Below are 25,042 nucleotides of genomic sequence, written 5' to 3'. Positions count from 1 at the left end.
CGAGCTTGACCTTCTCCTGCACGACGCTCACGCCACTTCTCCCATACCGTGCCCCGTGGCGAGGCCCATGACGGCTTCCTCACCGGCGCCCGCGGGCAGCTCGCCCACGATCGCGCCCTCGTGGACGACCAGCACCCGATCGCTCATGCCGATCAGCTCGGGCAGTTCGGAGGAGATCATCAGGATCGCGACCCCGCTGCGGGCGAGGTCGCGCAGCAGCCGGTGCACCGCCTGCTTCGCGCCGACGTCGACGCCGCGCGTGGGCTCGTCCACGACGAGCACGCGCGGTCCGACCGCGAGCCACTTGGCCAGCACGACCTTCTGCTGGTTGCCGCCGGACAGGTAGCGCACCTCCTGGTGCTCGCCCCGTCCCACGACCGCGACCGACTTCAGCAGCTCGGCGAGGTCGGACTTGCGCCGCCCCGCGCCGCCCGCCAGCGCCGCCCGGCGGACGAGCAGCGCGTTGTCCCGGATGGACTGGCGCAGCGCCAGCCCCTCCCCCTTGCGGTCCTCGGTGACGTAGCCGATGCCCAGCCGCACGGCGGCACGCGGGTCGGTGATCCGCCGCGCGACGCCGTCGACCTCGAGCGTGCCGGTGGTGAACGGCTCGACGCCCCAGATCGCCCGCGCGATCGCGGACCGCCCGGAGCCCTGGAGCCCGGCGATGCCCACGATCTCGCCCGCCCGCAGCTCGAACGTCACGCCGCGGACCCGGTCGTTGCCCGCGCCGCGCAGCGCCAGCCGCACGTCGCCGAGGTCGTCCGGGGTCGCGCGGTCGGGGTAGAGCGCGTCGAGGGACCGCCCGACCATGTGGCGCACGAGCTGGTCGGAGGTCAGCTCGGCGGTGAGGGCGGAGGTGACGAACGCGCCGTCCTTGAGCACGGTGATCCGCTTGCTCAGGTCGAACACCTCGCGCATGCGGTGCGAGACGTAGAGGATCGCGATGCCCCTGGTGCGCAACCGGTCGACCAGGCCGTACAGCAGCTCCACCTCGTGGTCGGCCAACGCGGCGGTCGGCTCGTCCATCGCCAGCACCTTGGCGTCGGTGGACAGCGCCTTCACGATCTCGACGACCTGCTTCTGCGCGACCGACAGCCGGTTGACGGTCTCGGCCGGGTCGACCCCGTCCTCGCCGAGCCAGTCCAGCAGCGCCTTGGTGTCCGCCTCCATCTTGCGGCGGTCCACCTGACCCCGGCGGACGGGCTCGCGGCCGAGGTAGACGTTCTCCGCGACGGTGCGGTGCTCCAAGAGGTTGAACTCCTGGTGGATGATCGCGATGCCCGCCCGCTGGGCGTCCCGGGGAGTGGCGAACGCGACCGGCTCGCCGTTGACCTCCACCTGGCCCGCGTCCGGCCGGTGCGCGCCCGCGAGGACCTTGAGGAGGGTCGACTTGCCGGCCCCGTTCTCGCCCATGAGCGCGTGCACCTCGCCCGCGCGCAGTTCCAGGTCGACGCCGCGCAGCACGGGCACCCCCAGGAAGCTCTTGGTGATCCCCGTGAGGCGGACGACGACATCGCCCTCTGCGGTCATCGGGCCACCTCCGTCCAAGCCCCGGACGACGCGGCAGATGTCAGGACCGCGTCGGTGATCCGGACCGCCCGCAGGCCGTCGGCGAAGGTCGGCAAGCCGTCCGGCCGGTCCTCGCCGAGCACGGCGCGGTAGGTGTCGGCGACGAAGGCGTCGAAGCAGTCCTGGTAGCCCTGCGCGTGGCCGGCGGGCAGCCGCGCGTAGCGGGCCGCCGAGGGCGACAACGTCCCCGGGTCGCGCAGGAGCACCTGGTTGCCGTCGCGCTTGCCGACCCACAGCCGCTCCGGGTCCTCCTGGTCGAACGCGAAGCTGGACTCGGTGCCCGAGACCTCCAGGTGCAGCCGGTTCTTCCGGCCGGCCGCGACCTGCGAGACCACCAGCGTGCCGAGGACACCGGACTCGGTGGCGAACTGGACGACCGCGACGTCCTCGGTCGGCGTGGCGGACGGCCGCGGTCGCGCCTGGACGGTCGCCGTCTGCGCGGACAGCCGCCGGATCCGGTCGCCGGTGACGAACTCGACCAGGTCGCACCAGTGCGAGCCGATGTCGGCGAACGCCCGGGACGGGCCGCCGACCGCCGGGTCGACCCGCCAGTCGTCGTCGCTCGGCCGGGACAGCCAGTCCTGCAGGTAGCCGCCGCTGACGGTGGACACCACGCCCGCCTGACCGGTCGCCAGCCTGGCCCGCAGCTCGCGCACCATCGGGTGGAACCGGTACACGAACGGCACCGTCGCCACCCGGCCCGCGGCCACCGCCGCGTCGGCCAGGACGGCGGCTTGGGCGACGCCGACCGCCAGCGGCTTCTCGCAGATGACGTGCGCACCCGCGGCGAGCGCCGCCTCCACCGCCTCCGCGTGCCGGGCGTTGGGCGTGCACACGTGCACCACGTCGGCGCCCGCTTCGGCGAGCAGCGAGGCCAGCTCGGGGTAGCCGCGCTCGGCGCCGACCGCCTTCGCGGCGTGGTCCGCGCCGTCCGGAGTGCTCGCCACCGCGGCGACCACGGCGGCCCCCGCCCGTCGGGCCGCTTCCGCGTGCACGCGGCCCATGAACCCGGCGCCCACCACGGCGACCCGCGGTGTCCGTGGCTCGGCACGACCGCCGGCGGCCGGCTGAGTTAGGTGGGTCACAGTCATGTGGCGAACCGTAAGATCAGTAATGGCGGATGTCAACCAAAAGTAGGACATGTTTCGACGGCTGACGCCGTATGACTGCAACCTCTGCTTCAATTGAAGGGTGAAAGAAGACGTTTCCACCGTCGGCGCCGCGTCTCCGGGAGAGCTGCTGCGCCTGCTCCGCGACGGCGTGCCCCGCACCCGGTCCGAACTCACCACGGTGACCGGCCTGGCCAGGTCGACCGTGCGAGCCAGGTTGGACGCGCTGCTGGACGCGGGCCTGGTCAGCGACGGTGGCAGTGAGGCGTCGACCGGCGGGCGCCCGGCCGGCCGGTTCGTGTTCAACGCCCGCGCGCGGGTCGTGCTCGCCGCCGAGGTGGGCGCCACCCACGCGACCATCGCGGTGACGGACCTGACCGCTTCGCCGCTCGCGGTGCACCGGTTCGAGCAGGACATCGCCGAGGGCCCGGAAGTGGTCCTGCCCAGGCTCGTGGCGGCCTGGCGGTCGCTGCTGGAGGAGACCGACCTCGAGTCGACGCGCGTGGCGGGGGTCGGCATCGGCCTGCCCGGTCCCGTCGAGCACTCCACCGGCCGGCCGAACAACCCGCCGATCATGCCCGGCTGGGACGGCTACGACGTGCCGAGCCACATCGGCGCGGAACTCGGGGTCCCGGTCCTGGTCGACAACGAGGTGAACCTGATGGCCCTCGGCGAGCACACGAAGTGCTTCCCGGAGGCCGAGCACCTCATCGTGATCAAGGTGGCCACCGGGATAGGCGCCGGTTTCATCAGCAACGGCAAGCTGCACCGCGGCGCGGTGGGCTCGGCGGGCGACCTCGGCCACATCCTCGCGCCGCACGCCGGCGACGTGCCGTGCCGCTGCGGCAACACCGGCTGCCTGGAGGCGGTCGCCAGCGGGTCCGCCATCGCGGCGGCGTTGCGCGCCAAGGGCGTCGAGGCGCACACGAGCGCGGACGTCGTCGCGCTGGTCCGCGCGGGCAACCTCGAAGCCGGTCAGGCCGTGCGGCAGGCGGGCCGCGACATCGGCGAGGTCCTCGCCGCCTGCGTGAGCATGTTCAACCCGTCGCTGATCGTCGTCGGCGGCACCGTCGCGCTCGCCGGCGAGATGCTGCTGGCCGGCGTGCGCGAGGCGATCTACCGGCGTTCCCTGCCGCTGGCCACCGGGAACCTGCGCATCGTGCCGTCGCAGGCGGGTGACGACGCCGGCGTGCTCGGCGCGGCGGCGATGGTGGTGCAGCACGTCCTCTCGCCGGACGTGGTCGACCGCCAGCTGGCCTGAGCCGCGGGCGCGATCGCGTCCCGGCGGCTCCGCCGACCCGACCGACCAGGAGGTGCGTCGTGCCGCCCGAAGCCATCGCCGGTGCCCGACCCGTGCGCGAAGTCGTGGCGTGGAGCCGCGACCTGGTGCAGCCGGCCCTGCGCGCCGCCGTCGACGGGTTGCCCGCCGCGGCGCGCCGCGTCGCCGGCTACCACCTGGGGTGGTGGGACGAGCACGGCGACCCGACCGACGCGGACGGCGGCAAGGCGATCCGCCCGGTGCTGGCCCAGCTGGCGGCCGAGGCGGTCGGGGGCGAGGCGATCACCGCCGTGCCGGCCGCCGCCGCGGTGGAGCTGGTGCACAACTTCACGCTGCTGCACGACGACGTGCTCGACGAAGACCCGACCCGGCGGCACCGCCCGACGGCGTGGCGCGTGTTCGGCGTGCCGGACGCCGTCCTGGCCGGTGACGCGTTGCTGGCGCTCGCCTTCGACGTGCTCGTCGCGGGCGGGCACCCGGCCGCGCTGACGGGCGTGCGCCTGCTCAACGCCGCCGTGCTCGGCCTGGTCGACGGCGAACAAGCCGATCTCGCGTTCGAGGCGCGGCACGACGTCGGCGTGGCCGACTGCGTGGCCATGGCGGAGCGCAAGACCGGCGGCCTCCTGGCGTGCGCCTGCGCCCTCGGCGCCACGTTCGCGGGGGCCGGGCCCGCCGAAGTCGCGGGCCTGCGCGACTTCGGCCTGCGCCTGGGGGTGGCGTTCCAGCACGTCGACGACCTGCTGGGGATCTGGGGCGACGAGTCCGTGACCGGCAAGCCGGTGCACGGCGACCTGCGCGCCCGCAAGAAGTCCCTGCCGGTCGTCGCCGCCCTGACCTCCGGCACGCCGGCGGGCCGGGAGCTCGCCGTGATGTACGAGGGCGACGGGCGGCTGGTCGCCGCCGACCCGGCCCGCGCGGCGCACCTGGTCGAAGCGGCCGGCGGTCGCGCCTGGAGCGAGCGCCAGGCGGAGCTGCTCCTCGACCAGGCGTTGCGCCGGCTCGACTCGATCAAGCCCACGCCGCGCGCGGCGGCGGAACTGACCGACCTCGCGCACGCGATCGTCCACCGCGACCACTGACCACGCGGTGAAGCGGCACGGTCGCCCTGACGTCATGGGCGCGCGCCGAAGTGAGTGCCGTCATATGAGCATGTCGAGGTGAAACTCGTCGCCTAAGGACGGTCCGTCCACCTACTTCTGCATGTCCTCCGCCAAAAGCCGGGATTCCCACGAGGACGGCCACGGCACCCACCGGGAGTGCCGTGGCCGTCAAGGGAGTCGGCTGAGCCGGGTGTCTACTCCGGACGCTGCCACCGCGGGTCGTCGGCGGGCGGCGCGGTCGGCGGCGCGGGCGGCTCGGGCACGTCGACCGGGGTCAACCCGGCGGACGACGGCGAGACGACCTCCGGCGGCGTGACGAAGCCGGGCACGGACTGCCACGCGCTGATCCGCCGCACGACGTTCACCGCGAGCGCCGCGGCGGCCACCGACAGCACGGCCACCACCACGAGCACCGCACCGCCGTTGGCGAACCCGTCCACGGTCGTGCTGCGGGCCAGCGACCGGTCCGCGATCCGGTCGAACACCTGGTAGGCGATGAACAGGCCCCACCACCAGTTGACCTCGGCGCGGCCCCGGCCGAGCTCGTGCCGCGGCAGGCTGACCTGCCAGACGTCCACCACGACTCGGCGCGGGAACCAGAAGTTGATGATCGGCAGCCAGCCCCAGATGGCCCAACGCTTGGCGAGGTGGTGCGCGTCCGGCGCGACCAGGTCCGCGTTGGAGCGGACGTTCCACGTCCACACCACGAACACCACGCCCGCGGCGAGGTACGCGGCGGCGGCGCCCAGGTCGAGCAAGTCGGTCACGGCGAGCGTGCGCTCCAGCTCGGCCTCGCCGATGCGGCCGTCGACGTAGTCCTGCAGCACACCGTGCACGCGCCACACCCACCCGGCCAGGACCAGGTCCAGCAAGGCGGTCGACGCGACCAGCACGGAGAACGCGACACCGAGGCCGCGCACGGATCGGAACACGGAATCTCCACTAGAAAGGTCCCCCGACCCGGAGGGCAGCCTACGCGACGTGCCGGTGGCGGCCGATCGCTTTTGCGCCAAGCACACCGGCGAGGAACGCGACCCTCACGGCTACCGCAGGCCGGTGAGCTTGTCCGGGTTGATCTGCAGGCGCAGGTTCTGCACGAGCCCGTCGGCCAGGTCGAAGGTCAGGGCGCCGATGGGGGTCGTCCCGATGGTGACCAGCACGCCCAGCTCGCCGTTGATGGAGGCCGGTTCGAGGACGACGCCCGCCGAGGTGGGTTTGGCCAGGACGCCGAGGAACCAGCGGGCGACGTGGTCCGGGCCGTGCAGGGGCCGCAGGGCCGCGGTGATCTTGCCACCGCCGTCGGACCACGCGGTCACGCTGGGGGCCAGCAGTTCCATCACCGCGGTGAGGTCGCCGCCCGCGCAGGCCGCGATGAACCGGGACGTGATCTCCGCGCGCCGCTCCGGGTCGGTGTCGAAGCGGGGACGGCGGGCCTGCACGTGCTCGCGGGCGCGGTGCGCGATCTGGCGGACGGTGGGCTCCGGGCGGTCCAGCGCGTCGGCGATCTCCGCGTGGGAGTAGCCGAAGACCTCGCGGAGCAGGAACACCGCGCGTTCGACGGGGTTGAGGGTTTCCAGCACCACCATCATCGCGGTGGAGACGGTGTCGGCCATTTCGGTCTCCGTGGCGGCGTCGGGCGAGGTCAGCAGCGGCTCGGGCAGCCACGGGCCGACGTAGGTCTCCCGGGTGGCCCGGGCGGAGGTGAGCCGGTTCAACGACAGGTTGGTGACCGTGCGCACCAGGTACGCCTTCGGGTGCCGGACGTCCGAGCGGTCGGCGGCGTGCCAGGTGAGCCAGGCGTCCTGGAGGACGTCCTCGGCGTCCGCGACGCTGCCCAGCATTTGGTAGGCGGTGGTGAACAGCAGCCGCCGGTGTTCGAGGTACGGGTCCCGATCGGTCATGGCCGCCATGCTCTCAACGCGCGGCGGCCGGCTCGCGGGTGGCGCGGCCGCCCTTCGAGACGATGGTGCTGACGTTCACGCGCTTGCCCAACCGGTACATCTTGACCGGGCTGCCGCTGACGAACTCCTTGTAGAGCACGGCGGCGCGGCCCTTGAGGTAGGCCCGGCGCGGGGTGTCGTCGGCGCGGGTGAACTGGATGACCGCGTCACGGCGGCCGAGGCTGACCGGCTGGTGGAAGTAGCCGAACCGGAACGGCCGGGCCTGCTTGCCGCGCAGCAGCCGGGCGATGGTGTCGGCGGTGTGCTGGGCGGTGGGCAGGCCGCTCTGGCACGTGCCGTGGACGCTCCCCCAGCCGAGCCGGACGGCGGCGGCGTCGCCGATGGCGTGGACGTCGGGGTGCGACACCGACCGCAGCGTCGCGTCGACCACGACCAGACCCCGGTCGTCCACCGCGATGCCCGACTCACGGGCCAGCGGCGACACCGCCACGCCCGTCGTCCACAGGCAGGCGGCCGAGGCTACCCGCTCGCCGGTCTCCAGTTCGACGGCGTCGGCCTGCACCCGCGTGACCCGTGCGCCGACCACGACCGTGACGCCGAGGCGTCGCAGCGACCGGTCGAGGTGGGCGCGGGCCCGGTCGCCCATCATCGCGCCGGGCTCGGTCGCGCTGATCAGCGTGACGTTCAGGTCGGGTCGGGCTTCGGCGACCTCGGTCGCCGCCTCCACACCGGTCAGGCCGCCGCCGCAGACGGTGACGGTGTCGCCGGCGGCGAGCTCGTTCAGCCGGTCGTGGAAGCGGACGGCGACCTGGGGGCTGTCGAGCGTGAAGGCGTGGACGTCCGCGCCCGGGACCCGGCTGGTGTCGGTGGCGCTGCCCAGCGCGTAGACCAGGGTGTCGTAGTCCAGCCGGGCGCCGTCGTCGAGCGTGACGGTCCGGCCGTCGGGGTCGATGGCGGTGGCCCTGCCCCGCACGAACACGATGCCGGTGCCGGTGACCAGGTCGGCGATGCGCAGGTGGGCCAACTCCTGCCCGGCCGCGAGCTGGTGCATCCGCAGCCGCTCGGTGAACCGGGCCGACGGGTTGACCAGCGTGATCCGGACACCGCGCCGGCGGGTGCGGTGGGCCAGCCGGATGGCGGCGAACATACCGGTGTACCCGGCGCCGAGCACGACGACGTGGTGGTCGAGTTCCATGACCTGCCCCTGTTCTCCTGACCGTGCCACCGGTTCCCCGGGGCGTTGAACGGCCATAGGACTGACCGGCGCCACCGGACGTGACACCTGCGGATGTGACGCGCGACACGTCACCCGGAGCCGGTCGGGTCGGCCGGCTCAGGACTCCACGTGAGCGCGCCTCGGCGCGCCCAGGGCGAGGACCGCGGCGAAGGCCACGCACATCACCACCTGGTAGGCGAGGGAGATCGGGACGCCGGCCCCGAGGCGGACCGCCCCCACGAACCCGGACGCCCACCAGCCCGCCACCACGCCCAGCGCGAAGCCGTGCCACAGCAGGAACACCGCGCAGAAGACCAGCACGGCCGTGCCCGCGTCGGCCCCGCGCCGCACCCGGCGCACCATCGGCACGAGCGCGGCGACGTTGACCGGCAGGCCCAGCACGATCAGCACGCCCAGCGCGGCCTGGTCGAACCTGCTCATCTCACCATACGGACCGAGCAGCAGCAGGGCCGTCTGCACCCCGGTCGCGACGACCGCGAGCCGGCTCGCCCGGGTGCGGCGGGACTTCTCCATCGGACTCCACTCCGGTGCGAACGGCGTCGGGCACGGGTCGTCGGCGGCTGTCGTGCCGGACCGGCCGCCCGCGAATCATGACTGGTCGGCCGCAGCGGTCCGCGACCCGGTCGGCCCGACCGACTGGGGACGGCGTCGAACCCGTCCGCCCGCCGTGCGTGGCAGCAACGTGCCGCTCTCCGGGTGAGCCCCCGAACCGATCCCATACTCGGGGCGAGAACGCGTGGAACGGGGAGGAAGCGTGCGGACCAGCACGAAGGCGGAGATCGCCCAGATCTCCGAGGCGGTGGCGCGTGCGGTGTTCACGCAGAGCAATCTGCTGTGGATGGTGCAGAGCGAGATCCAGGCCCGCCTGCCGGAGACCATCCGCCAGCACGCCCAGGCGGCGCTGCCCGGCCTGGCCGAGCACGCGGTCGCCGCGGTCACCCCGGACCCGGCCGAGCTGCGGGCCGCGGTCGAGGGGGCGGCGCGCAAGGAGCTGGAGGCCGACCTGCCCGAGCTGGTCACCCGCGCCGCGGACGACCTGCTGCCGGAGCTGGCCAGGGCCGCGGTGCGGGAGGCGACGCCGGACGCGGAGAAGCTGCGCGAGGAACTGGTCGCCGCCGTGGCCTCGGCAGCGACCGACATCGTGCGCGGCGAGGCCGGGGACGTGCTCGCGGACGTGGTGCGCCAGGCCACCGACCAGGTGCGCGACGCGGTGGCCGGCGGCCTCGCGCGGCAGTCCGACGAGGTGATCTCCGAACTGGCCCGCGCCGCGGTCGCCAAGGCCACCCCGGACCGCGACGAGGTGCGTGACGAGCTGGTGCGCGCCGGGTCCGCCGCGATGGTCGAGGTGGTGCGCGCGGCGGTCGAGGAGGCGGCGCCCGGTGCGGTGCGGGACGAGGCGGACAAGGTCCGCGGCTCGCTGGCCGAGGCCGTGCGGCGCGCGGCGGCGGAGGTGCTGCCGGGGCTCGCCCGCGACGCGGTGGCCGGAGCGACTCCAGACCTGCGGCTGCTGCACGACGAGCTGGCCGGCAAGGCCGCGGTCGCGGCGACCGAGCTGGCGCGCGAGGCGACCCGCGAGGCCCTGCCGGACGTGGTCGGCCAGGTGTCCGCGGCCGCGCTGGACTCGGTCCGCGGCGCGGTCCGCGAGGAGGCGGAGAAGACGTTCGCGCAGTACGCGCCGAACGTGGTCACGGTGGTGCTGCCGCAGGGCGGGGAGGTGGAGCTGGGCGCGGACACGCACACCGTGCTGCCGGAGTTGCTGGTGGCCCTGCACGCGCGCTGCCACGTGCTGCTGGTCGGCCCGGCGGGCACCGGGAAGTCCATGCTGGCCAAGCACGCCGCGGGGGCGTTGGGCCTGGAGTTCCAGGCGCTGTCGCTGGGCCCGACCACCCCGATGAGCAAGGTGTTCGGCTACTACGACGCCCACGGCCAGTACCGCGACACCCCGTTCCGCCGGGCGTTCGAGCACGGCGGCGTGATGCTGCTGGACGAGCTGGACAACGGCCACCCCGGGCTGCTCGCCGAGCTGAACCAGGCGCTCGCGCTGGGGACGTGCGCGTTCGCGGACCGCATGGTCGACGCGCACGAGAACTTCCGGTTGGTGGCCACCGGGAACACCTACGGCACGGGAGGCGACCGGCAGTACGTCGGCCGGCAGACGCTGGACGCCGCCACGCTGGACCGCTTCGTGGTGATCGACGTGCCGATCGACGAGGGGTTGGAGGAGCGGATCGCGCTGCGGCACGCGCCATCGCACCCCGACGCGGTGCACGAGCTCCTCGACGAGGTCCGGGACCTGCGCAAGCTGGCGGAGGACAAGAAGCTGCCGGTGCTCTTCTCGCCGCGGACCAGCATCGACGGCGCCAAGCTGCTGGAGGCGGGCGCCACCGTGGAGCAGGTGATGCAGTGGCGGGTCGTGCGCGGCCTCTCCGACGCGCACCGCAAAGCGCTCGGGCTGGACTGACCCGTGCTGCGGACAACGCTGCCCCCGCTGCTGTCCTGGCGCGAGTTCCTCGACGCCGCCACGGCTCCGCCGTCCATCGCCCACGGGACCAGCCGGAGAGCCGACACCGGGTGGCACGGCTCCTCCTGGGAGGAGGCGGTCCGGCTGGCCGTCGACGGCTGGCCGCTGGCGCTGGAGGAGGCCGACGTGACGATCAGCGAGCTGCGCGAGAGCGCCGGCCTCTCCCACGCCGTCACCGTGCTGGAGCCGACCTGGGACGTGACCGGCAGCGAGGTGGACGTCGGCGCGTACCTGGCCGGTGTGCCGGAGTGCATGGTGGACGCGGTGCCCCGCCAGGTCTCCCGGCGGGGCAAGGTGATCACGTTCCTCGTCCCGTCCGGGTACTCGCACCGGATCGCGCACGACGTGATCATCAACCGCGGCCTGGCGCTGGCCACGTTGTGCGCCGCGATCATCGACGCCGGCCACAGCGTGGAGATCTGGTCCGGGGACGCCGGGATACTGCACTCGCCGCGGCAGCCCCAGCGCTACTGCGGCGTGGCGCGGGTGATCTCGGCCGGCGAGCCGTTCGACGTGGGCAGGCTGATCTTCGCGATGGCCCACCCGGGGATGCTGCGGCGGCTGTGGTTCGGCGTATGGGACGCGCAGCCGAAGGAGGTCGCCGAGGCGGTGTACGCGGACAACTACGGGCGTCCCCCGTACACCTGCCTGGCCGACGACCTGCCCGCCGAGATCACCGACCCGTACGTGTTCCCGTACCTCACCGAAGAGGACCGGCAGTGGGACGACCTGCCGACGGCGCTGTCGTGGGGCCGGCAGGTGTTCAACGCCCTGGGGCTGATCCAGGACTGATCCCGGACCGGTCCGACCGCCGGATCGACTGCGCCGGACGCCTCACCGCCGCGGCGCCCCGCAAGCCTTCCGAAGTGTTCGCCCGACGTCCGCGATATGATCGCGAACCGGTTCAAGTGGCACCGGGCGCAACGTTTCCGCATTATTGCGGACGATGTGGTCGACAGGCACCATGGAGGCGTCCTGTGCAGTCGTCCCGCGAGACGGACTTCTACCCGGTTGCGATCGTGTCGTGCGACATCCGCGGTCATTCGGAGGCGAATGAACGCGATCAGGTCCGCCGCATCGAGAAGATCAACCGGATCGTGGCGGCGACGATCGATTCGTGCGGCCCGGGCGAGGTCGTCTGGTCGTCCGGGGGCGACGGCGGCCACGTGGTCTTCCGGCAACCCGGCTGGCAGCAGCCCGCGGTCGACCTGCTCGCCGAGTTGACCTCGTGGGCGAGGGCCGAGCGCGTGCCGCTGCGCATCACCTGCCACGTCGGCGAGGTCTGCGACGTCGTCGGCGCCGACGGGCGGGTCCAACTCGTCGGCGGCCCGATCAACTACGCGGGGTGGCTGCTGGGGCACGTGGTGGCCGACGACGTCGTCGCCTCCGAGGAGTTCCGGCGCGGGATGCGATCGTCGGAAACCGATCCGGCCGTGACCTTCCACGAACCGCTGCCCTTTCCCGCGCGCAATTTCCCGACCCGGCTGCTGTACCTGCTCTCCTTGGACGAAACCGTGCCGGAGTGGCCGGTGGAAAGCCTGAGCGACTCGGACAAGCTGAAGAAGCCGTCGGTGCCGGCCGACGATTTCCGCAAGCACTGGGACGCGCTGTACCACACCAAGCGGATCTGGCAGGTGAACTCGACGTCCACGATCGCAACCAGCGAACTCAAGAGAGCGGCGCTGAATCTCCAGTACCGCGACCAGAACAGCAACGAGCTCAAGTCGAACCCGTTGTTGAACCGCTTCAAGGAAGACGAGCTGGCGAGCATGCTGCGGCTGGGCCAGCTCGTGGAGCGGACCGAGGGCGAGTTCATCTGCCGCTTCGACGAGCCGGGTGATTCCCTGTTCGTCATCCTGCGCGGACAAGTCGGCGTGTACAACTCCGAGGGCACGGGCTACCACGGCGACGCCGCGCCGATGTACCCCTACGGCGTGGGTGAGATCGTCGGCGACTTCGCCTTCGCGCTGGGCCGCCGCCGCACCGCCGACCTGGTGGCGTTGACGGACGTGGCGCTGCTGTCGTTCAACAACAACGACGTCCAGTCGAAGCTGCTCGGGAACGACGCCGTGGGCAAGGCCGCCGCGACCCAGTTCAACGCCTACATCAGCGAGCGCATCCTCGAGCACGTCAGCGACAACGTCCCGTACCTGGCGGGCCCGAAGGGCAAACCGAGTGGCCCCCTCACCGTCGGGCCGGATTCCCCGGACGACCCGCTCCAGCCGCTGCGCCGGTACTGCGAACTGGTGCCGCTGACCCCGTTCCGGATCTCGCTCGACGACATCGCTCCGCACGAGCAGTCCAAGGGCCTGTGCATCCTCGTCGCCGGCACGCTGCGCACCGAGACCCACGGCGAGCTGGACGGGCGGAAGTTCCCGATCATCTGGATCGACCTGCCCGACCTGAAGGTCCCGCCGCCCACCTACACCAACCTCACGTCGCCGAAGATGCTGCGCATCGACGCCAAGGGCATCGACGAGCTGACCGGCCGCCAGCACGACGCCCTGTTCAAGGTGCTGTCCCGCGTCGGGCAGCGGTCCGAGGACGGCTACCGGTACGACGTGTTCCTGTGCCACTCCAGCGCGGACAAGCCCGTCGTGCTCGACGTCCTGCGACGCTTGGAGGCGGTCGGGCTGAACTGCTGGTACGACGACAAGGACATGTGGCCGGGCGACACCACGCTGAGCACGGTCGAGTACGGCGTGAAGCACAGCAGGCGGATCCTCATCTTCGCCAGCCCGTCGTACTCGAAGTCGAGCTGGGCCAAGCTGGAGACGGCGATCTTCGCGCACCACCAGGTCAAGAAGCCGGTCGACCGGGCCGTCCAGGTCCTGGTGATCGACCAGGACTTCGACGAGAACGACCTGCCGGGGAGCATCCGGATCAACCAACGGGCGGAGTACTGGCGGTCGCCCACCGTCGACCGGTTGATCGCGGTCCTCCAGTCATGACGTTGGACGAGCTCATCGACCAGGTCGCCGTGCTCGACCGACTGGCCCAGCAGGTGCAGGTCGACGACGTCGCCGCGGGAGCGCGCGCGGCCAGGCAGCTGGGCGACGACTACGACGAGTGGTTCACCAGCTGCCTGTTGCTGCTCCCCGCCGACCTCCGGGAGAAGTTCCGCTTCGAGTACGAGGGCAGCGTCCGCACGCTGCAGTACCGCATCAAGCACTTCCTCCACGAGCCCGTGAAGCCCCGGCCGAAGTTCTTCGGTGGCAGGCAGAAGCGGCCGAGCGAGCACCAAGGCCTGCTCGGTTACTGGCAGCACCCGTACGCCGACCGGTTCAGAGGTCCCATCAAGACCCAGAAGCAGCTGCTGCTGGAGGCACGGGCCAGGCTCGCCGCCCCGGCCGCGTCCGTCCACCGCGACGACCTCCGGGACGGGTCGGCGCCCGAGCCGGACCGGGATCGCACGGTCTTCGTGATCCACGGGCGCGACAAGAGGGCGCGCCGTGCGTTGTTCGACTTCCTGCGGGCGATCGGCCTGCAGCCGTTGGAGTGGTCCCAGGTGCTGGCCGAGGTCCGGCAGGGCTCCCCGAAGATCGGCGACGTCCTGCACGCCGTCCTGGGCAAGGGCCGTGCCGTGATCGTGCTCGCCACGCCGGACGACGTCGTGCGGCTCAAGGCCGAGCACGCCGCCGACGAGCACGACCCGGCGACGCGGCCGGCGGGGCAGGCCCGCCCGAACGTCATCTACGAGACCGGCATGGCGATGATGTTGGTCCCGGAGCGCACGATCCTGGTCGAGCTCGGCAAGGTGCGGCGGTTCACGGACCTCGACGGGCATTTCGTGGTGCGGTTGACCAACGACCCCGCACCGCGCAAGCTCCTGGCCCAGCGCCTGTCGGACGTCGGGTGCGCGGTGGACCTCAGCGGGAGCGACTGGCTGGAGGCAGGTGACCTCAGCGGCGCGGTCGAGACCGCGTTCTGAGCTCGTGCGCGCGGCCGGACGAGTCGACAATCGAGGTCATGACCCCTCGAAGCGACGTGCACAACAGCCTGACCGGTGATGCGGCGGTCGCGGTGCAGGCCGGTGCCATCCACGGCGACGTGCACATCACGGCGGGACCCGCCACCAAGGCCGTGCCCCGCCAGCTCCCCGCCGGTGGCGGCAGGCTGACCGGCCGTGAGGACCTGCTGGCCCGGCTGGACGCGCTGCCGTCCAGCGGGGTCGTCGTCGTGTCCGGCATGGCCGGTGTCGGCAAGACGGCGCTCGTGCTGCGCTGGGCGAACCTCGTGGTCGACGAGTTCCCCGACGGGCAGCTCCACGTCGACCTGCGCGGTTTCGGGGGAGGTGAGCCGCTGCGCGCGCAGGACGCGTTGGCGGGCTTCCTGCGAGCGCTCGGGTACGCCCGGCCGGAGGCGCTGACCACCGTCGAGGAACGCGCCGCGCACTTCCGGACGTTGATGAGCGGGCGTCGGGCGCTCGTGGTGCTGGACAACGCGTTATCCGCGGACCAGGTCCGGCCGCTGCTGCCGGGTCCCGCCGGTGGGCTGGTCGTCGTGATCAGCCGCCACCGGCTCAGCGGCCTCGTGGTCGAGCACGCGGCCACCGCGCTGCGGGTCGAACCGCTGGCCGAGGACGTCGGCCTGGCGCTCCTGCGCGCGGAGATCGGCGATCGGGCCCGTCACCCCGCCGCGGGCAGGGTGGTGCGGTTGTGCGCCGGGTTGCCGTTGGCGCTGCGCATCGTGTCCGAGCGGATCGCGCGCTCCCCGTCCGCCGAGCTCGACGGTGTCGTGGCCGACCTCGCCGACGAGCACGCGCGGCTCGACGTGCTCGACACCCAGGACGACGACGCCCGTTCCGCGGTGCGGACCGTGTTCTCCTGGTCCGTCCGGGCGCTGCCGGCCGGCGAGGCCACGGCCTTCCGGCTACTCGGGTTGCACCCCGGCGCGGAGTTCGGCACGCACGCCGTGGCCGCGCTGCTCGACGTCCCGCACGTCACCGCCGCCACGCTACTGAGGTCGTTGGCGCGGCGGCACCTCGTGCTCGACCTGGGGTCCGGTCGCTTCGGGCTGCACGACCTGCTGCGGCTGTACGCGCGGGAGACGTGCGACCGGGTCGACACCGCTGAGGACCGACGAGCCGCGGTCGAGCGGTTGGTCGACCACTACCTGCACATGGCCGACCGCGCCGGGCGGATCATCATGCCGCACCGGCTGCGGTTCCCCCTCGGTGGACGGGCGGTGGCCATGCTCGACCTCCAGGGGCGCGACGCCGCACTGCGGTGGCTGGACCTCGAGCGTCGGAACCTCGAAGCGATGTGCGCGCTCGACGACCCCTCGCTCGACGTACGGCGCTGGCAGCTCGCTTACACGTTGCGGGACTACTACTTCCTGACCAAGGCGCTCGACGGGTGGTTGAGCACCCACGAGCAGGCGCTGTCGGCGTGCGTCCGCGCGGGTGACCCGCTCGCCGAGGCGCGCACCCGCAACAACCTCGGCATGGTGCTCGTCGAGCTGAACGAGCTGGAGGGAGCGGCCGAGCACTACCGACGGGCGCGGGAGCTGTTCGAGGAACTCGGCGACGGGCACGGGAGGAGCAACGCGCTCGCCAACGAGGCGGCCGTCCTCCGCAGGCGTGGCGAGTTCGCGGCGGCGTTGCGCAACCAGGAGCTCGCGCTCGGCTGGTACCGCGACAGCGGCGCGCACCGCAACGTCGGGATCACGTTGCGCAGCATGGCCCTCGTGGAGATGGAACTGGGTCGGTTCGCCGACGCGGTCGCGCACGCCGAGGAGGCCATCGCCGTCGCGATCGGGCTCGGCTTGGACCTGGACGCGGCCGAGGGGTTCGGCCGGCTCGGCCGCATCCGGCACCGTGCGGGCGACCACGTCCTGGCGGAGGTCGCGTTCCACCAAGCCGTCCGCTACGCGAGGGCGTGCGGCAGCAAGCACGAGGAGGCACGGGCGCTGCAGGAACTCGGCGTGCTCGCCGCGTCGGCCGGCGACTTCGCCGAAGCCCGACGCTGGTGGACCGCCGCCCTGGACCTGTACCGCGCACTGGGGTCGGCCCAGGGAGCCACCGTGGCCGCAGCCCTCGCCCAGCTGGAGCCGGCCGCCGGCTCGTAGCCCACCAGCCGCCAGCCCGCCGGCCACCGCGGCTCGTGCGACCGGGTCGGCACGGCTGCAGCCCGCCGGCCGCCGCCAACGACCACCGGCCACCCCCACTCGGTAGCCCGCCAGCCGCCGGCCCGCCAGCCGCCGGCCTGCCGGCCACCGCCGCTCGGCAGCCCGCTGGCCGCTGGCACCGCGGGCCGGTAGCCCACCGGCCGCCGGCCACCCACCGCCTGCCAGCGGCCACCGCGGGTCGGTAACCCGCCAGCCCGCCGGCCACTGCCGCTCGGCAGCCCGCCAGCCGCCAACCACCGCGGGTCGGTAGCCCGCCAGACACCGCCAGCCGCTGCCGCAGGCACCGCCAGCGGTCGGTAGCCCGCAGCCCGGAGCCCGCCGGCCAAGAGCACGGCACGCTGATCTAGCGGGTGGCGCCATGGTCACGTACACCGGTTGGGTGGGCGACCGCCCGTGGCTACCGGAGTGTGATGTGACCGGGGCCGCCGCGCCTCCCTATCATTTCCGGCAACGCTATCCGGCTTTCCATTCATACCCGGAGGCCGTCACGCCTTTGGGTGATCTTGGGTCGGAGGTCCGGCGGGTCGGGGCCTGAGGCCCCGGCGTCACGTGCATTCTGCCCGATCGCCACCGTGACGTCGAACGGGTCGCCGACGAGTCCACCGCCCTCGGTCGGCTGGCCACGGCATCGACCGGACCGACCGGGTGTCCCGCGGCAGCACGCGCGGCGGGGCACGCCGGTCGGTCCGGTTCCGGTCAGTCGGGGCACGTCCGGTCGGGCACGCGGTCGGTCCGGTTGGTGCGGGTTGACCGGTCAGGGCAAGGTCCACCGCTGGTTGGCGGCGCCGTTGCAGTCCCAGAGGTGCAGCGCGGTGCCGTCGGCGGAGCTGTTGCCCGACGCGTCCAGGCAACGGCCGGACTGCGGGTTGCGCAGCGCGCCACCGGACTGCGCGGCCCACTGCTGCGCACCGGTTCCGTTGCACGTCCACAGCTGGGTGAGCGTGCCGTTCGCGGTACCGCCGGACCGAACGTCGAGGCACTTGCCCAGCGCCCGGATGGTGCCGTCGCCCGGCAGGGTCCACTGCTGCGCGCTCGTGCCGTTGCACGTCCACAGCTGGATCTTCGTGCCGTCCGCGGCACCCGCGTTGCTGACGTCGACGCACTTGCCGCCGAGGCCGGTGATCCGACCGGTGCGCGTGCCCGACAGCTCCTTGACCCGGATGTTGCGGAACGACGCGTCGTCACCGTCGCCGTGGTTCTGCAGGCCGAAGTGCCCCTGTTGCAGGCTGCGCGCCGGATCGGTGTTGGTGAAGTCGTTGATCTTCACGCCGTTGAGGAACAGCTGCAGCCGCTCCCCTTCGACGAGCAGCTCGTAGGTGTTCCACTCGCCGGGCGGGTTGAGCGCGCCGTCCCGCGCGGCGATGTCGGCGGACTTGAAGCCGTACACCGCGCCGGTGGTCCGGTCGACCGCGTCGGTGGGGTCGATCTGGATCTCGTAGCCGTTGTTCACCGCCGACCACGGGTCGCTGCTCGCCGGGAACCCGATGAACACGCCGGAGTTGTCGTCGCCGGCGAGCTTCCAGTCCAGCTTCAACGAGTACGACCGGAACTCCTTGGCCGAGTACCACAGCAACCCCATCCCGCCACGCGAGGTGAGGGTGGCGTCGGCGACGGCGAAGCTGCCCGGACCGGCCTGGCTCCACCCACTGGTGTCGGAGCCGTTGAACAGCGACGTGTAGCCGGTCTCGGCCCGGCAGTCGGCGTCGGTCATGCCGGCCGCGTAGCGGATGCCGCCGAGCAGGTGCGCGCGGAACCCGGGCTCGGCGAACGACTGCTCGGTGTGCCCGCCGGCGGTGTACCAGGACCGTCCGCCCTGGTAGGTCTGGCACCAGGCGATCGGGTGGTCGCCCATGTTGCCGCCGGAGTAGGTGCCCTCGTCCAGGCGCGCGAGCACGTGCACGTTCGCCCGCGGGTTGGACCGGAAGTTGTACCACTCGTCGGTCCGGACCCAGTCCTGACCGAGGTGGGAGGTCGAGGCGTGGGCGCGGTCCTCGACCCGCACCGTCGCCTGCTGGATCGCGGGGTGCGAGTGGAAGTACCCGCCCACCACGCCGCCGTAGAACGGCCAGTCGTACTCGGTGTCGGACGCGGCGTGCACGCCGACGAAGCCGCCGCCGGAGCGCACGTAGGACTCGAACGCGCCCTGCTGGGTGGTGTTGAGCACGTCACCGGTCGTGGACAGGAAGATCACGGTCTTGTACTGGGTCAGGTTCGCGCCGGTGAAGGCGCCGGCGTCCTCGGTGGCGTCCACGGTGAAGTTGTTCGCCGCACCGAGGTCGCGGATCGCCTGGATGCCGTTCGGGATGGACGAGTGCCGGAAGCCCGCGGTCTTGGAGAAGACCAGCACCTTGTAGGGGGGATCGGCCGCGGTCGCCGGGACGGGGGCCGCGGCGAAAATCACCACCGCCGTCGCGGTGATCGTCGACAGCACGGATCGCAGTCGGGACATCAGTTGCTCCTCGGTCGAGCGGTCGTCGTGGTCAGGGCCCGATCCACTTCTGGTTGGCGGCGCCGTTGCAGTCCCAGAGGTGCAGCGCGGTGCCGTCGGCGGAGCTGTTGCCCGACGCGTCCAGGCAGCGCCCGGACTGCGGGTTCACCAGGGCGCCGTCGGCGCGCGCGACCCACTGCTGGGCGCCGCTGCCGTTGCACGTCCACAGCTGGGTGGGCGTGCCGTTCGCCGTGCCGCCGGACCGCACGTCGAGGCACTTGCCCAGCGCGCGCAGCGACCGGTCGACGGCCGCGGTCCACTGCTGGGCGTTGGTGCCGTTGCACGTCCACAGCTGGATCTTCGTGCCGTCGGCGGTGGCCGCGCCGCTCACGTCGACGCACTTGCCGCCGATGCCGGTGATCCGGCCGGTGCGGGGACCGGTGGCGAAGGTGAAGTCGTCGACGTCGAACAACGCGCCCGCGCCACCCTTGAACACCAGGTAGAGGGTGGTGGTGCCGGCGGGCCGGTTGGTCAGCCCCGCGCTGACGTCGGTGAACGTCTCCCAGCCACCGGTCACCGGCACGGTGGCGGAGCCGAGCAGCGCGCCGGTCGCGGACCCGGCCCGCACCTCGATGGTGCCGCCCGCACCGGCCGAGGCCACCCGCGCGGTCATCGTCGTCGCGTCGGTCAGCACGTAGGGCTGGAAGGCGATCCAGTCGCCGTTGTGGATGTCGCCGACCGCCTTGCCGCCGTGCGCGGCGCCCTTGTCGTAGACCGTGACGCCGTTGGCCGAACCGTGGTGCTCGGCCTGCCGGTTCTTCGGCTGGGTGACGTGCTGGGTGTGGGTGGTGACGCCGCCGCGGTCGGTGTACTCCGCGTCCCAGACGCCGAAGATGTTGGCGTTGGGGTCGTGCTCGCCGTCCTGGGGTGTCTGGACGGTGCCCGAGCACCCGGTGGCCTCGGTCAGCTTGTGGCCGTGCGAGTCGTGCCCGAGGATGTAGCTGATCTTGACCTTGGTGCAGTCGACCGCGCCGTCCTCGGGGTCGGTCACGGTGATCCGGAACGGCACCGCGTCGCCGAAGTCGAACAGCTGGCCGTGCTGCGGCAGGTGCAGGGTGACGGTCGGAGCCGTGTTGCCGACGGTCACCTGCACGCTCGCCGTGGCCGTCCGACCGGTGCTGTCGGTGACGGTGAGCGTGGCGGTGTAGGCGCCGTTGGCCGAGTAGGTGTGCTGCGGGTTGGCCGCCGTCGACGTACCGCCGTCGCCGAACTTCCACGCGAAGGTGATGGCGTCGCCGTCGGGGTCGGACGAGCCCGCGGACGAGAAGGTCACCGTGAGGGGCGCCTGGCCGGAGGTCTTGTCCGCGGCGGCCTTGGCGATCGGCGCGAGGCCGCCGGTCACGTGCTCGATGCGGTACAGCGCGGAGTTCGCGTCGCCGGCGAACCAGCCCGTGCCGTAGTCCAGCACGTACAGCGCGCCGTCCGGGCCGAACGCCGAGTCCATCACCTGCGTGCCGGACCACGGGAAGGCGGTGATCGCGCCCGGCGTGCCGTTGGCGTTGACCGCGATGTCCTTGATCCAGCGGCGGCCGAACTCGGCGCCGAAGAAGTGCCCGTCGTAGGACTGCGGGAACTTCACCGCGGAGTCGAGGTTCGGGTTGTAGCGGTAGACCGGGCCGCCCATGGGCGACTCGCTGCCGCAGCCGAGCTCGGGCACGGAGCAGCCGTCGTAGGAGATCCAGGCCGCTTTCGCCGCGGGCAGCGTCGGCAGGCCGGTGTTGCGGGGCGAGTTGTTCGTCGGCCCGCCCGCGCAGTTGTACTTGGCCCCGGAGACACCGGTGGCGAAGTTGTGGTCGTTGTAGGTCTCCTCGGTGGTGTTCGAGCCGGTGCAGTACGGCCAGCCGTAGAAGCCGGGGCCGGTGATGCGGTTGAACTCGACCTGGCCCGCCGGGCCGCGGGTGGCCGACGTCGACCCCGCGTCCGGTCCGTAGTCGCCGAGGTAGACGACCCCGGTCGCCTTGTCCACGTTGAACCGGAACGGGTTGCGGAAGCCCATGGCGTAGATCTCGGGGCGGGTGCCCGCGGTGCCGGGTGCGAACATGTTGCCCGCCGGCACGGTGTAGCCGCCGTCGGCGTTGACCTTGATCCGCAGCAGCTTGCCGCGCAGGTCGTTGGTGTTGCCCGCGCTGCGCTGGGCGTCGAAGGCCGGGTTGCGGTTGGCGCGCTCGTCGAGCGGGCTGTAGCCGTCGGAGGCGAACGGGTTGGTGTCGTCGCCGGTGCTCAGGTAGAGGTTGCCCGCGGCGTCGAAGTCGAGGTCACCGCCGACGTGGCAGCACGTGCCGCGGCTGGCGGGCACGTCGAGGATCACCTTCTCGCTGCCGGTGTTCAGCGTGCCGTCGGCGTTGAGCACGAAGCGGGACAGCCGGTTGACCCCGTTCCAGGCGGAGAAGTCGGTCCCGTCGGAGGGCGCGTCGCCGGCCGGTGTCGACAGCGGTGGCGCGTAGTAGAGGAACAGGTGGCGGTTGGTGGCGAAGCTCGGGTCGGCGGCGATGCCCTGCAGGCCCTCCTCGTCGTGGGAGTAGACGGTGAGCTTCCCGGCCACCTTGGTGTTGCCGGCGGCGTCGGTGAGCCTGACCGTGCCGTCCCTGGAGGTGTGCAGGACCGACCGGTCGGGCAGCACGGTCATGGAGATCGGCTCGCCCATCTCGGCCGCGCCCTTGGCGAGCGTGACCTGCTGGAACGAGGGCGCGAGCGCTGCTCGGGGCGCCGAGTGGTCGAGCAGCGCGGGCGCTTGGGCGACGGCGGTCGTCGGTAAGGCGGTCTGGACCGCGGCGGCCACCAGGAGCAGGGCGGCGGACGCGAGGCCGGTGCGGGTTCGCGGGGATCTGGTCATGGTGACGTCGTCCTCCTGGACTTCACTGCCTGGACGTGCGACGAGGGGTGGTTCGCCGGCCGGCGGGGCGACCGGCGAACCCGCGGATCCCCGCGATCAGGGGAGGACCCACTTCTGGTTGCCGACGTCGAGGCAGTCCCAGATGTGCAGCGCGGTGCCATCGGCGGAGTTGTTGCCCGCCACGTCGAGGCAGCGCCCCGACCTCGGGTTGCGCAACGAGCCGTCGGGCTGCGCGACCCACTGCTGCGCGCCCGTCCCGTTGCACGTCCAGAGCTGGGTGACGGTCCCGTTCGCCGAGCCGCCCTGCTGCACGTCCAGGCACTTGCCGAGCGCGCGGAGGGTCCCGTCGAGCCCCACCGTCCACTGCTGCGCGACCGTGCCGTTGCACGTCCACAGCTGGACCTTCGTGCCGTCGGCCGTGCCCGCGTTGCTGATGTCCGCGCACTTCGCGGCGAGGCCCTTGACCGGCCCGGTGCGGGCGGTGGTGCCCGGCTTGACGTTGAGGGTGTACCAGGCTTCCGTGCTCCACAACGACTTGCCGGACTCGGAGGAGAACGGTCGGGGCGAGCGCAGGTGCACCACGTGCCCGTGCTGCAGGCCGGAGAGCATGACGGTGACCTTCTTGCGGTCCGCGGAGGGCGTCGCCGACTGCACGGTCAACGCCTGCTGGCCGATCTTCGGTCCGCCGTAGGTCGACGTCGGCAGGTAGCGCCACTGCGTCGCCTTGTACTTGGTCGCGAGGTCCTGCACGGTCTGGGCGGACAGCGGTTGGGTGTACTCCAGCTCGAAGCCGCCCTGGACCGCCCGCATGGCCACGACGTCGAACGCCTCCGCGCCGTTGGGCGTCAGCTTCTGCAGGCCGAAGTTCAGCTTGCCCGCCTGGCCCCAGTTGCCGCCCGCGCCGATGCCGCCGGTGTAGATCGCGCCGTCGGGGCCGAGGCTGATCCGGTTCACGCCGGATTCGAGCCCTTGCGTCATGCGGAACACCGCGCCCTGGTACTCGCCGCCGACCTTCTCCAGGAAGCCGCGTTGCAGGCCGCCGTAGGTCACGTCGCCGAAGACCAGCTGCCCGGCGAACGGTCCCGTGGTCAGCTGCACCGGGTTGCTCGGCGAGTTCGCGATCTCGTTCTGCGGCAGCCACAGCACCGGCGCGGTGATCGCGCGGTTGTCGAACGGGCCGACCGGGTTGGTGTAGTGGTTGAAGAACCGGTCCTGCTTGACGTGCACCAGCTTCGACGACGGCAGCCAGCCGCCCTGGTTGTCGGTGACGAAGACGTCGCCGTCGGGGCCCCACCCGATGCCGTGCGGCGTGCGCAGGCCGCCGGCGAGGTAGGAGATGGCGCCGGTGGCCTTGTCCACCTTGATCGTGGTGCCGCGGTTGGCCGCGGGCTGGGGGTCGGTCGTGGCGCCGCCGTAGTTGATCGCGACCGACAGGTTCAGGTAGAACGCGCCGTCCCGGTACAGCATCCCGAACGCGAACTCGTGGAAGTTGCCGCCGAACGGCCAGGTCGCGACGCGGCGGTAGTTGTCGGTGACCCCGTCGCCGTTGGTGTCGTTAAGCTCGGTGAGCCCGGCCTTCTCCGACACGTACAGCTTGCCGTCGACGTACTTGAGCCCCATCGGTTCCTGGAGCCCGGAGGCGATCCGCTGCGTGCGCACCTTCGTGGGGTCGGTGGCTCCCGTGACACCGCTGATCAGGTGCACCTCGCCCAGCTTGGTGTTCGAGCCGCCCCAGGTGGCGATGGCCAGCCGGCCGTCCGGCAGCCAGTCCATGCCGCTGACCTGCGGCTCGAACCCGCTCGGGCGCAGGTTGGTCAGGGAGTAGGCGGGGTGCACGCCGGTCAGCGGCAGGCCGTCGCCCGGTGCGTCGCCGCTGCCCTCGCACTCCTTGCGGCCCGGCGCGGTCACCCGGACCACGCCCGCGTCGGTGCTGAGCGCGGAGTTCGGCACGACGCTGAACCCGGTCGCGCCCGGCGGCTGCCACTCCAGGGTGAGCTGCTGGCCGCCCCCGTTGTCGAAGTGGTCGACGCGCAGGGAGTGGTAGCCGACCCCGAGCTGGACCGAGCCGCTCTTCGACTCGCTGCCGTGCAGCCCGTCGTGGTCGACCACCACCGCGTTGTCGATCCGCAGCCGGGAGCCGTCGTCGCTGGTGAGGCGGAAGCCGTAGGTGCCCGCGGTGGTGACGGAGACGTTGCCGGTCACCTCGGTCAGGAAGCGGTCGGCGAGGCCGAAGTCCCCGGTGGTGGTCCAGTTGACCGACGGCATCAGCTTGTCGACGTTCGGCGTCTGGCCGGTCTTGAGGGTGCACAGCCGGGCGAGCTCGGTTTGCAGGTCGAAGACCCTGAGCGTCACCCCGGGCTCTTGGGGTGGAGGCGCGGCGGCGTGCGCGGGCGAGGAGACCGACAGGGACGCGGCCGTGACGAGGGCGATCGAGGTGAGGGAACCGGCGGCGCGCAGCCACCGGATGCGACGGGCGGGGAACGACATCGGCGGTTCTCCCTTGAACTAAGCCGGTGAGCAGGGGACTCGACTCGGCAAGGGGGTTCGGGCAGGGAGCCCTGGGAGCCGGCGTGTTAGGCAGGTCACATCGGGCCAGGCGACGGTAAGGCGACTTTTGTACAGAGTCAACGAAAGATTGTTCAAGAATTACGAAAGTACGTCGAAGGATGGCGAAAGTACCGGCATTCAGCCGCAGGCCGATCGTCGGTTCGGTGCTGCGGGTTGCTGCCTTCGCCCGGCGCACGCCCAGGCCGTCTCAGGTGATCCCGGACCCCGGCCTGGCGCACGGCGCAGTACGCCGGCGGGGGGGGGGGGGGGGGGGGGGTGTGGGTGGGGGGGGGGGGGGAGGGAAGGGTCGGTCCGCGGGTTCCTCCGGT

General features: G+C 72.3%; 16 protein-coding genes. 7 read left to right on the top strand and 9 right to left on the bottom strand.

Annotated elements, in window-relative coordinates; all coding sequences use genetic code 11:
* Window positions 1–27: 27 nt before the first annotated feature.
* Window positions 28–1,530, bottom strand: a complete 1,503-nt coding sequence (locus ACZ7GX_RS34005) for a sugar ABC transporter ATP-binding protein (RefSeq protein WP_498782851.1) — start codon at window positions 1,528–1,530, stop codon at window positions 28–30.
* Window positions 1,527–2,660 carry a Gfo/Idh/MocA family protein gene (locus ACZ7GX_RS34000; RefSeq protein WP_498782849.1) on the bottom strand — a complete coding sequence of 378 codons (1,134 nt, stop codon included), beginning with the start codon at window positions 2,658–2,660 and terminating at the stop codon, window positions 1,527–1,529. Before ACZ7GX_RS34000 ends, ACZ7GX_RS34005 begins: the two co-directional genes overlap by 4 nt.
* A gap of 100 nt (window positions 2,661–2,760) precedes the next feature.
* Between ACZ7GX_RS34000 and ACZ7GX_RS33995 the strand changes: the two genes are divergently transcribed.
* On the top strand, window positions 2,761–3,939 hold the full coding sequence (locus ACZ7GX_RS33995; protein WP_498782847.1) for an ROK family transcriptional regulator: 1,179 nt from the start codon (window positions 2,761–2,763) through the stop codon (window positions 3,937–3,939).
* 59 nt (window positions 3,940–3,998) lie between these two features.
* Window positions 3,999–5,036, top strand: a complete 1,038-nt coding sequence (locus ACZ7GX_RS33990; RefSeq protein ID WP_498782845.1) for a family 2 encapsulin nanocompartment cargo protein polyprenyl transferase — start codon at window positions 3,999–4,001, stop codon at window positions 5,034–5,036.
* A 215-nt stretch (window positions 5,037–5,251) separates the two neighbouring features.
* Here ACZ7GX_RS33990 and ACZ7GX_RS33985 read toward each other — a convergent pair whose 3' ends face one another.
* The 4 genes from ACZ7GX_RS33985 to ACZ7GX_RS33970 form a co-directional block, all read right to left on the bottom strand.
* On the bottom strand, window positions 5,252–5,989 hold the full coding sequence (locus tag ACZ7GX_RS33985) for a DUF4328 domain-containing protein (RefSeq protein WP_498782843.1): 738 nt from the start codon (window positions 5,987–5,989) through the stop codon (window positions 5,252–5,254).
* Window positions 5,990–6,100: 111 nt separating this feature from the next.
* Window positions 6,101–6,958: an RNA polymerase sigma-70 factor gene (locus ACZ7GX_RS33980; protein WP_498782841.1), complete on the bottom strand. Its 858-nt coding sequence runs from the start codon at window positions 6,956–6,958 to the stop codon at window positions 6,101–6,103.
* Between the two features lie 13 nt (window positions 6,959–6,971).
* Window positions 6,972–8,153 (bottom strand): NAD(P)/FAD-dependent oxidoreductase, encoded by a 1,182-nt coding sequence (locus ACZ7GX_RS33975; RefSeq protein WP_498782840.1) that lies wholly within the window; start codon window positions 8,151–8,153, stop codon window positions 6,972–6,974.
* A 138-nt stretch (window positions 8,154–8,291) separates the two neighbouring features.
* Window positions 8,292–8,708, bottom strand: a complete 417-nt coding sequence (locus ACZ7GX_RS33970; RefSeq protein WP_498782839.1) for a hypothetical protein — start codon at window positions 8,706–8,708, stop codon at window positions 8,292–8,294.
* A gap of 241 nt (window positions 8,709–8,949) precedes the next feature.
* On the opposite strand from ACZ7GX_RS33970, the gene ACZ7GX_RS33965 reads away from it, so the two are divergent.
* From ACZ7GX_RS33965 to ACZ7GX_RS33945, 5 genes are all read left to right on the top strand, one after another.
* Window positions 8,950–10,656 carry an AAA family ATPase gene (locus tag ACZ7GX_RS33965; RefSeq protein ID WP_498782837.1) on the top strand — a complete coding sequence of 569 codons (1,707 nt, stop codon included), beginning with the start codon at window positions 8,950–8,952 and terminating at the stop codon, window positions 10,654–10,656.
* 3 nt (window positions 10,657–10,659) lie between these two features.
* Window positions 10,660–11,508: a DUF7192 family protein gene (locus tag ACZ7GX_RS33960; RefSeq protein ID WP_498782835.1), complete on the top strand. Its 849-nt coding sequence runs from the start codon at window positions 10,660–10,662 to the stop codon at window positions 11,506–11,508.
* Between the two features lie 185 nt (window positions 11,509–11,693).
* On the top strand, window positions 11,694–13,667 hold the full coding sequence (locus tag ACZ7GX_RS33955) for a TIR domain-containing protein (RefSeq protein ID WP_498782833.1): 1,974 nt from the start codon (window positions 11,694–11,696) through the stop codon (window positions 13,665–13,667).
* Window positions 13,664–14,647 (top strand): TIR domain-containing protein, encoded by a 984-nt coding sequence (locus tag ACZ7GX_RS33950; RefSeq protein WP_498782831.1) that lies wholly within the window; start codon window positions 13,664–13,666, stop codon window positions 14,645–14,647. Before ACZ7GX_RS33955 ends, ACZ7GX_RS33950 begins: the two co-directional genes overlap by 4 nt.
* A 38-nt stretch (window positions 14,648–14,685) precedes the next feature.
* Complete coding sequence (locus ACZ7GX_RS33945; protein WP_498782829.1) at window positions 14,686–16,785, top strand: ATP-binding protein; 2,100 nt, start codon at window positions 14,686–14,688, stop codon at window positions 16,783–16,785.
* 814 nt (window positions 16,786–17,599) lie between these two features.
* On the opposite strand, the gene ACZ7GX_RS33940 is transcribed toward ACZ7GX_RS33945, so the two are convergent.
* The 3 genes from ACZ7GX_RS33940 to ACZ7GX_RS33930 all read right to left on the bottom strand — a co-directional run bounded on the left by ACZ7GX_RS33940 (window position 17,600) and on the right by ACZ7GX_RS33930 (window position 24,653).
* Window positions 17,600–19,294, bottom strand: coding sequence for a ThuA domain-containing protein (locus ACZ7GX_RS33940; RefSeq protein WP_498782827.1), 1,695 nt, complete (start codon window positions 19,292–19,294; stop codon window positions 17,600–17,602).
* A 31-nt stretch (window positions 19,295–19,325) separates the two neighbouring features.
* Window positions 19,326–22,166, bottom strand: coding sequence for a PQQ-dependent sugar dehydrogenase (locus ACZ7GX_RS33935; protein ID WP_498782825.1), 2,841 nt, complete (start codon window positions 22,164–22,166; stop codon window positions 19,326–19,328).
* 96 nt (window positions 22,167–22,262) lie between these two features.
* Window positions 22,263–24,653, bottom strand: a complete 2,391-nt coding sequence (locus ACZ7GX_RS33930) for a ricin-type beta-trefoil lectin domain protein (RefSeq protein WP_498782823.1) — start codon at window positions 24,651–24,653, stop codon at window positions 22,263–22,265.
* Window positions 24,654–25,042: the final 389 nt, after the last annotated feature.

It is taken from the genome of Actinosynnema sp. NPDC037264 (assembly GCF_055603705.1).
The sequence above is the reverse complement of the archived record's forward strand: the minus strand, read 5'-3'. Positions and strand labels throughout refer to the sequence as shown.

Coding starts and splice junctions, on each gene's coding strand:
- ACZ7GX_RS33950 (WP_498782831.1), top strand. CDS start 13,664: ATGACGTTGGACGAGCTCATCGACCAGGTCGCCGTGCTCGACCGACTG.
- ACZ7GX_RS33980 (WP_498782841.1), bottom strand. CDS start 6,958: ATGACCGATCGGGACCCGTACCTCGAACACCGGCGGCTGCTGTTCACC.
- ACZ7GX_RS34000 (WP_498782849.1), bottom strand. CDS start 2,660: ATGACTGTGACCCACCTAACTCAGCCGGCCGCCGGCGGTCGTGCCGAG.
- ACZ7GX_RS33975 (WP_498782840.1), bottom strand. CDS start 8,153: ATGGAACTCGACCACCACGTCGTCGTGCTCGGCGCCGGGTACACCGGT.
- ACZ7GX_RS33940 (WP_498782827.1), bottom strand. CDS start 19,294: ATGTCCCGACTGCGATCCGTGCTGTCGACGATCACCGCGACGGCGGTG.
- ACZ7GX_RS33970 (WP_498782839.1), bottom strand. CDS start 8,708: ATGGAGAAGTCCCGCCGCACCCGGGCGAGCCGGCTCGCGGTCGTCGCG.
- ACZ7GX_RS34005 (WP_498782851.1), bottom strand. CDS start 1,530: ATGACCGCAGAGGGCGATGTCGTCGTCCGCCTCACGGGGATCACCAAG.
- ACZ7GX_RS33930 (WP_498782823.1), bottom strand. CDS start 24,653: ATGTCGTTCCCCGCCCGTCGCATCCGGTGGCTGCGCGCCGCCGGTTCC.
- ACZ7GX_RS33935 (WP_498782825.1), bottom strand. CDS start 22,166: ATGACCAGATCCCCGCGAACCCGCACCGGCCTCGCGTCCGCCGCCCTG.
- ACZ7GX_RS33945 (WP_498782829.1), top strand. CDS start 14,686: ATGACCCCTCGAAGCGACGTGCACAACAGCCTGACCGGTGATGCGGCG.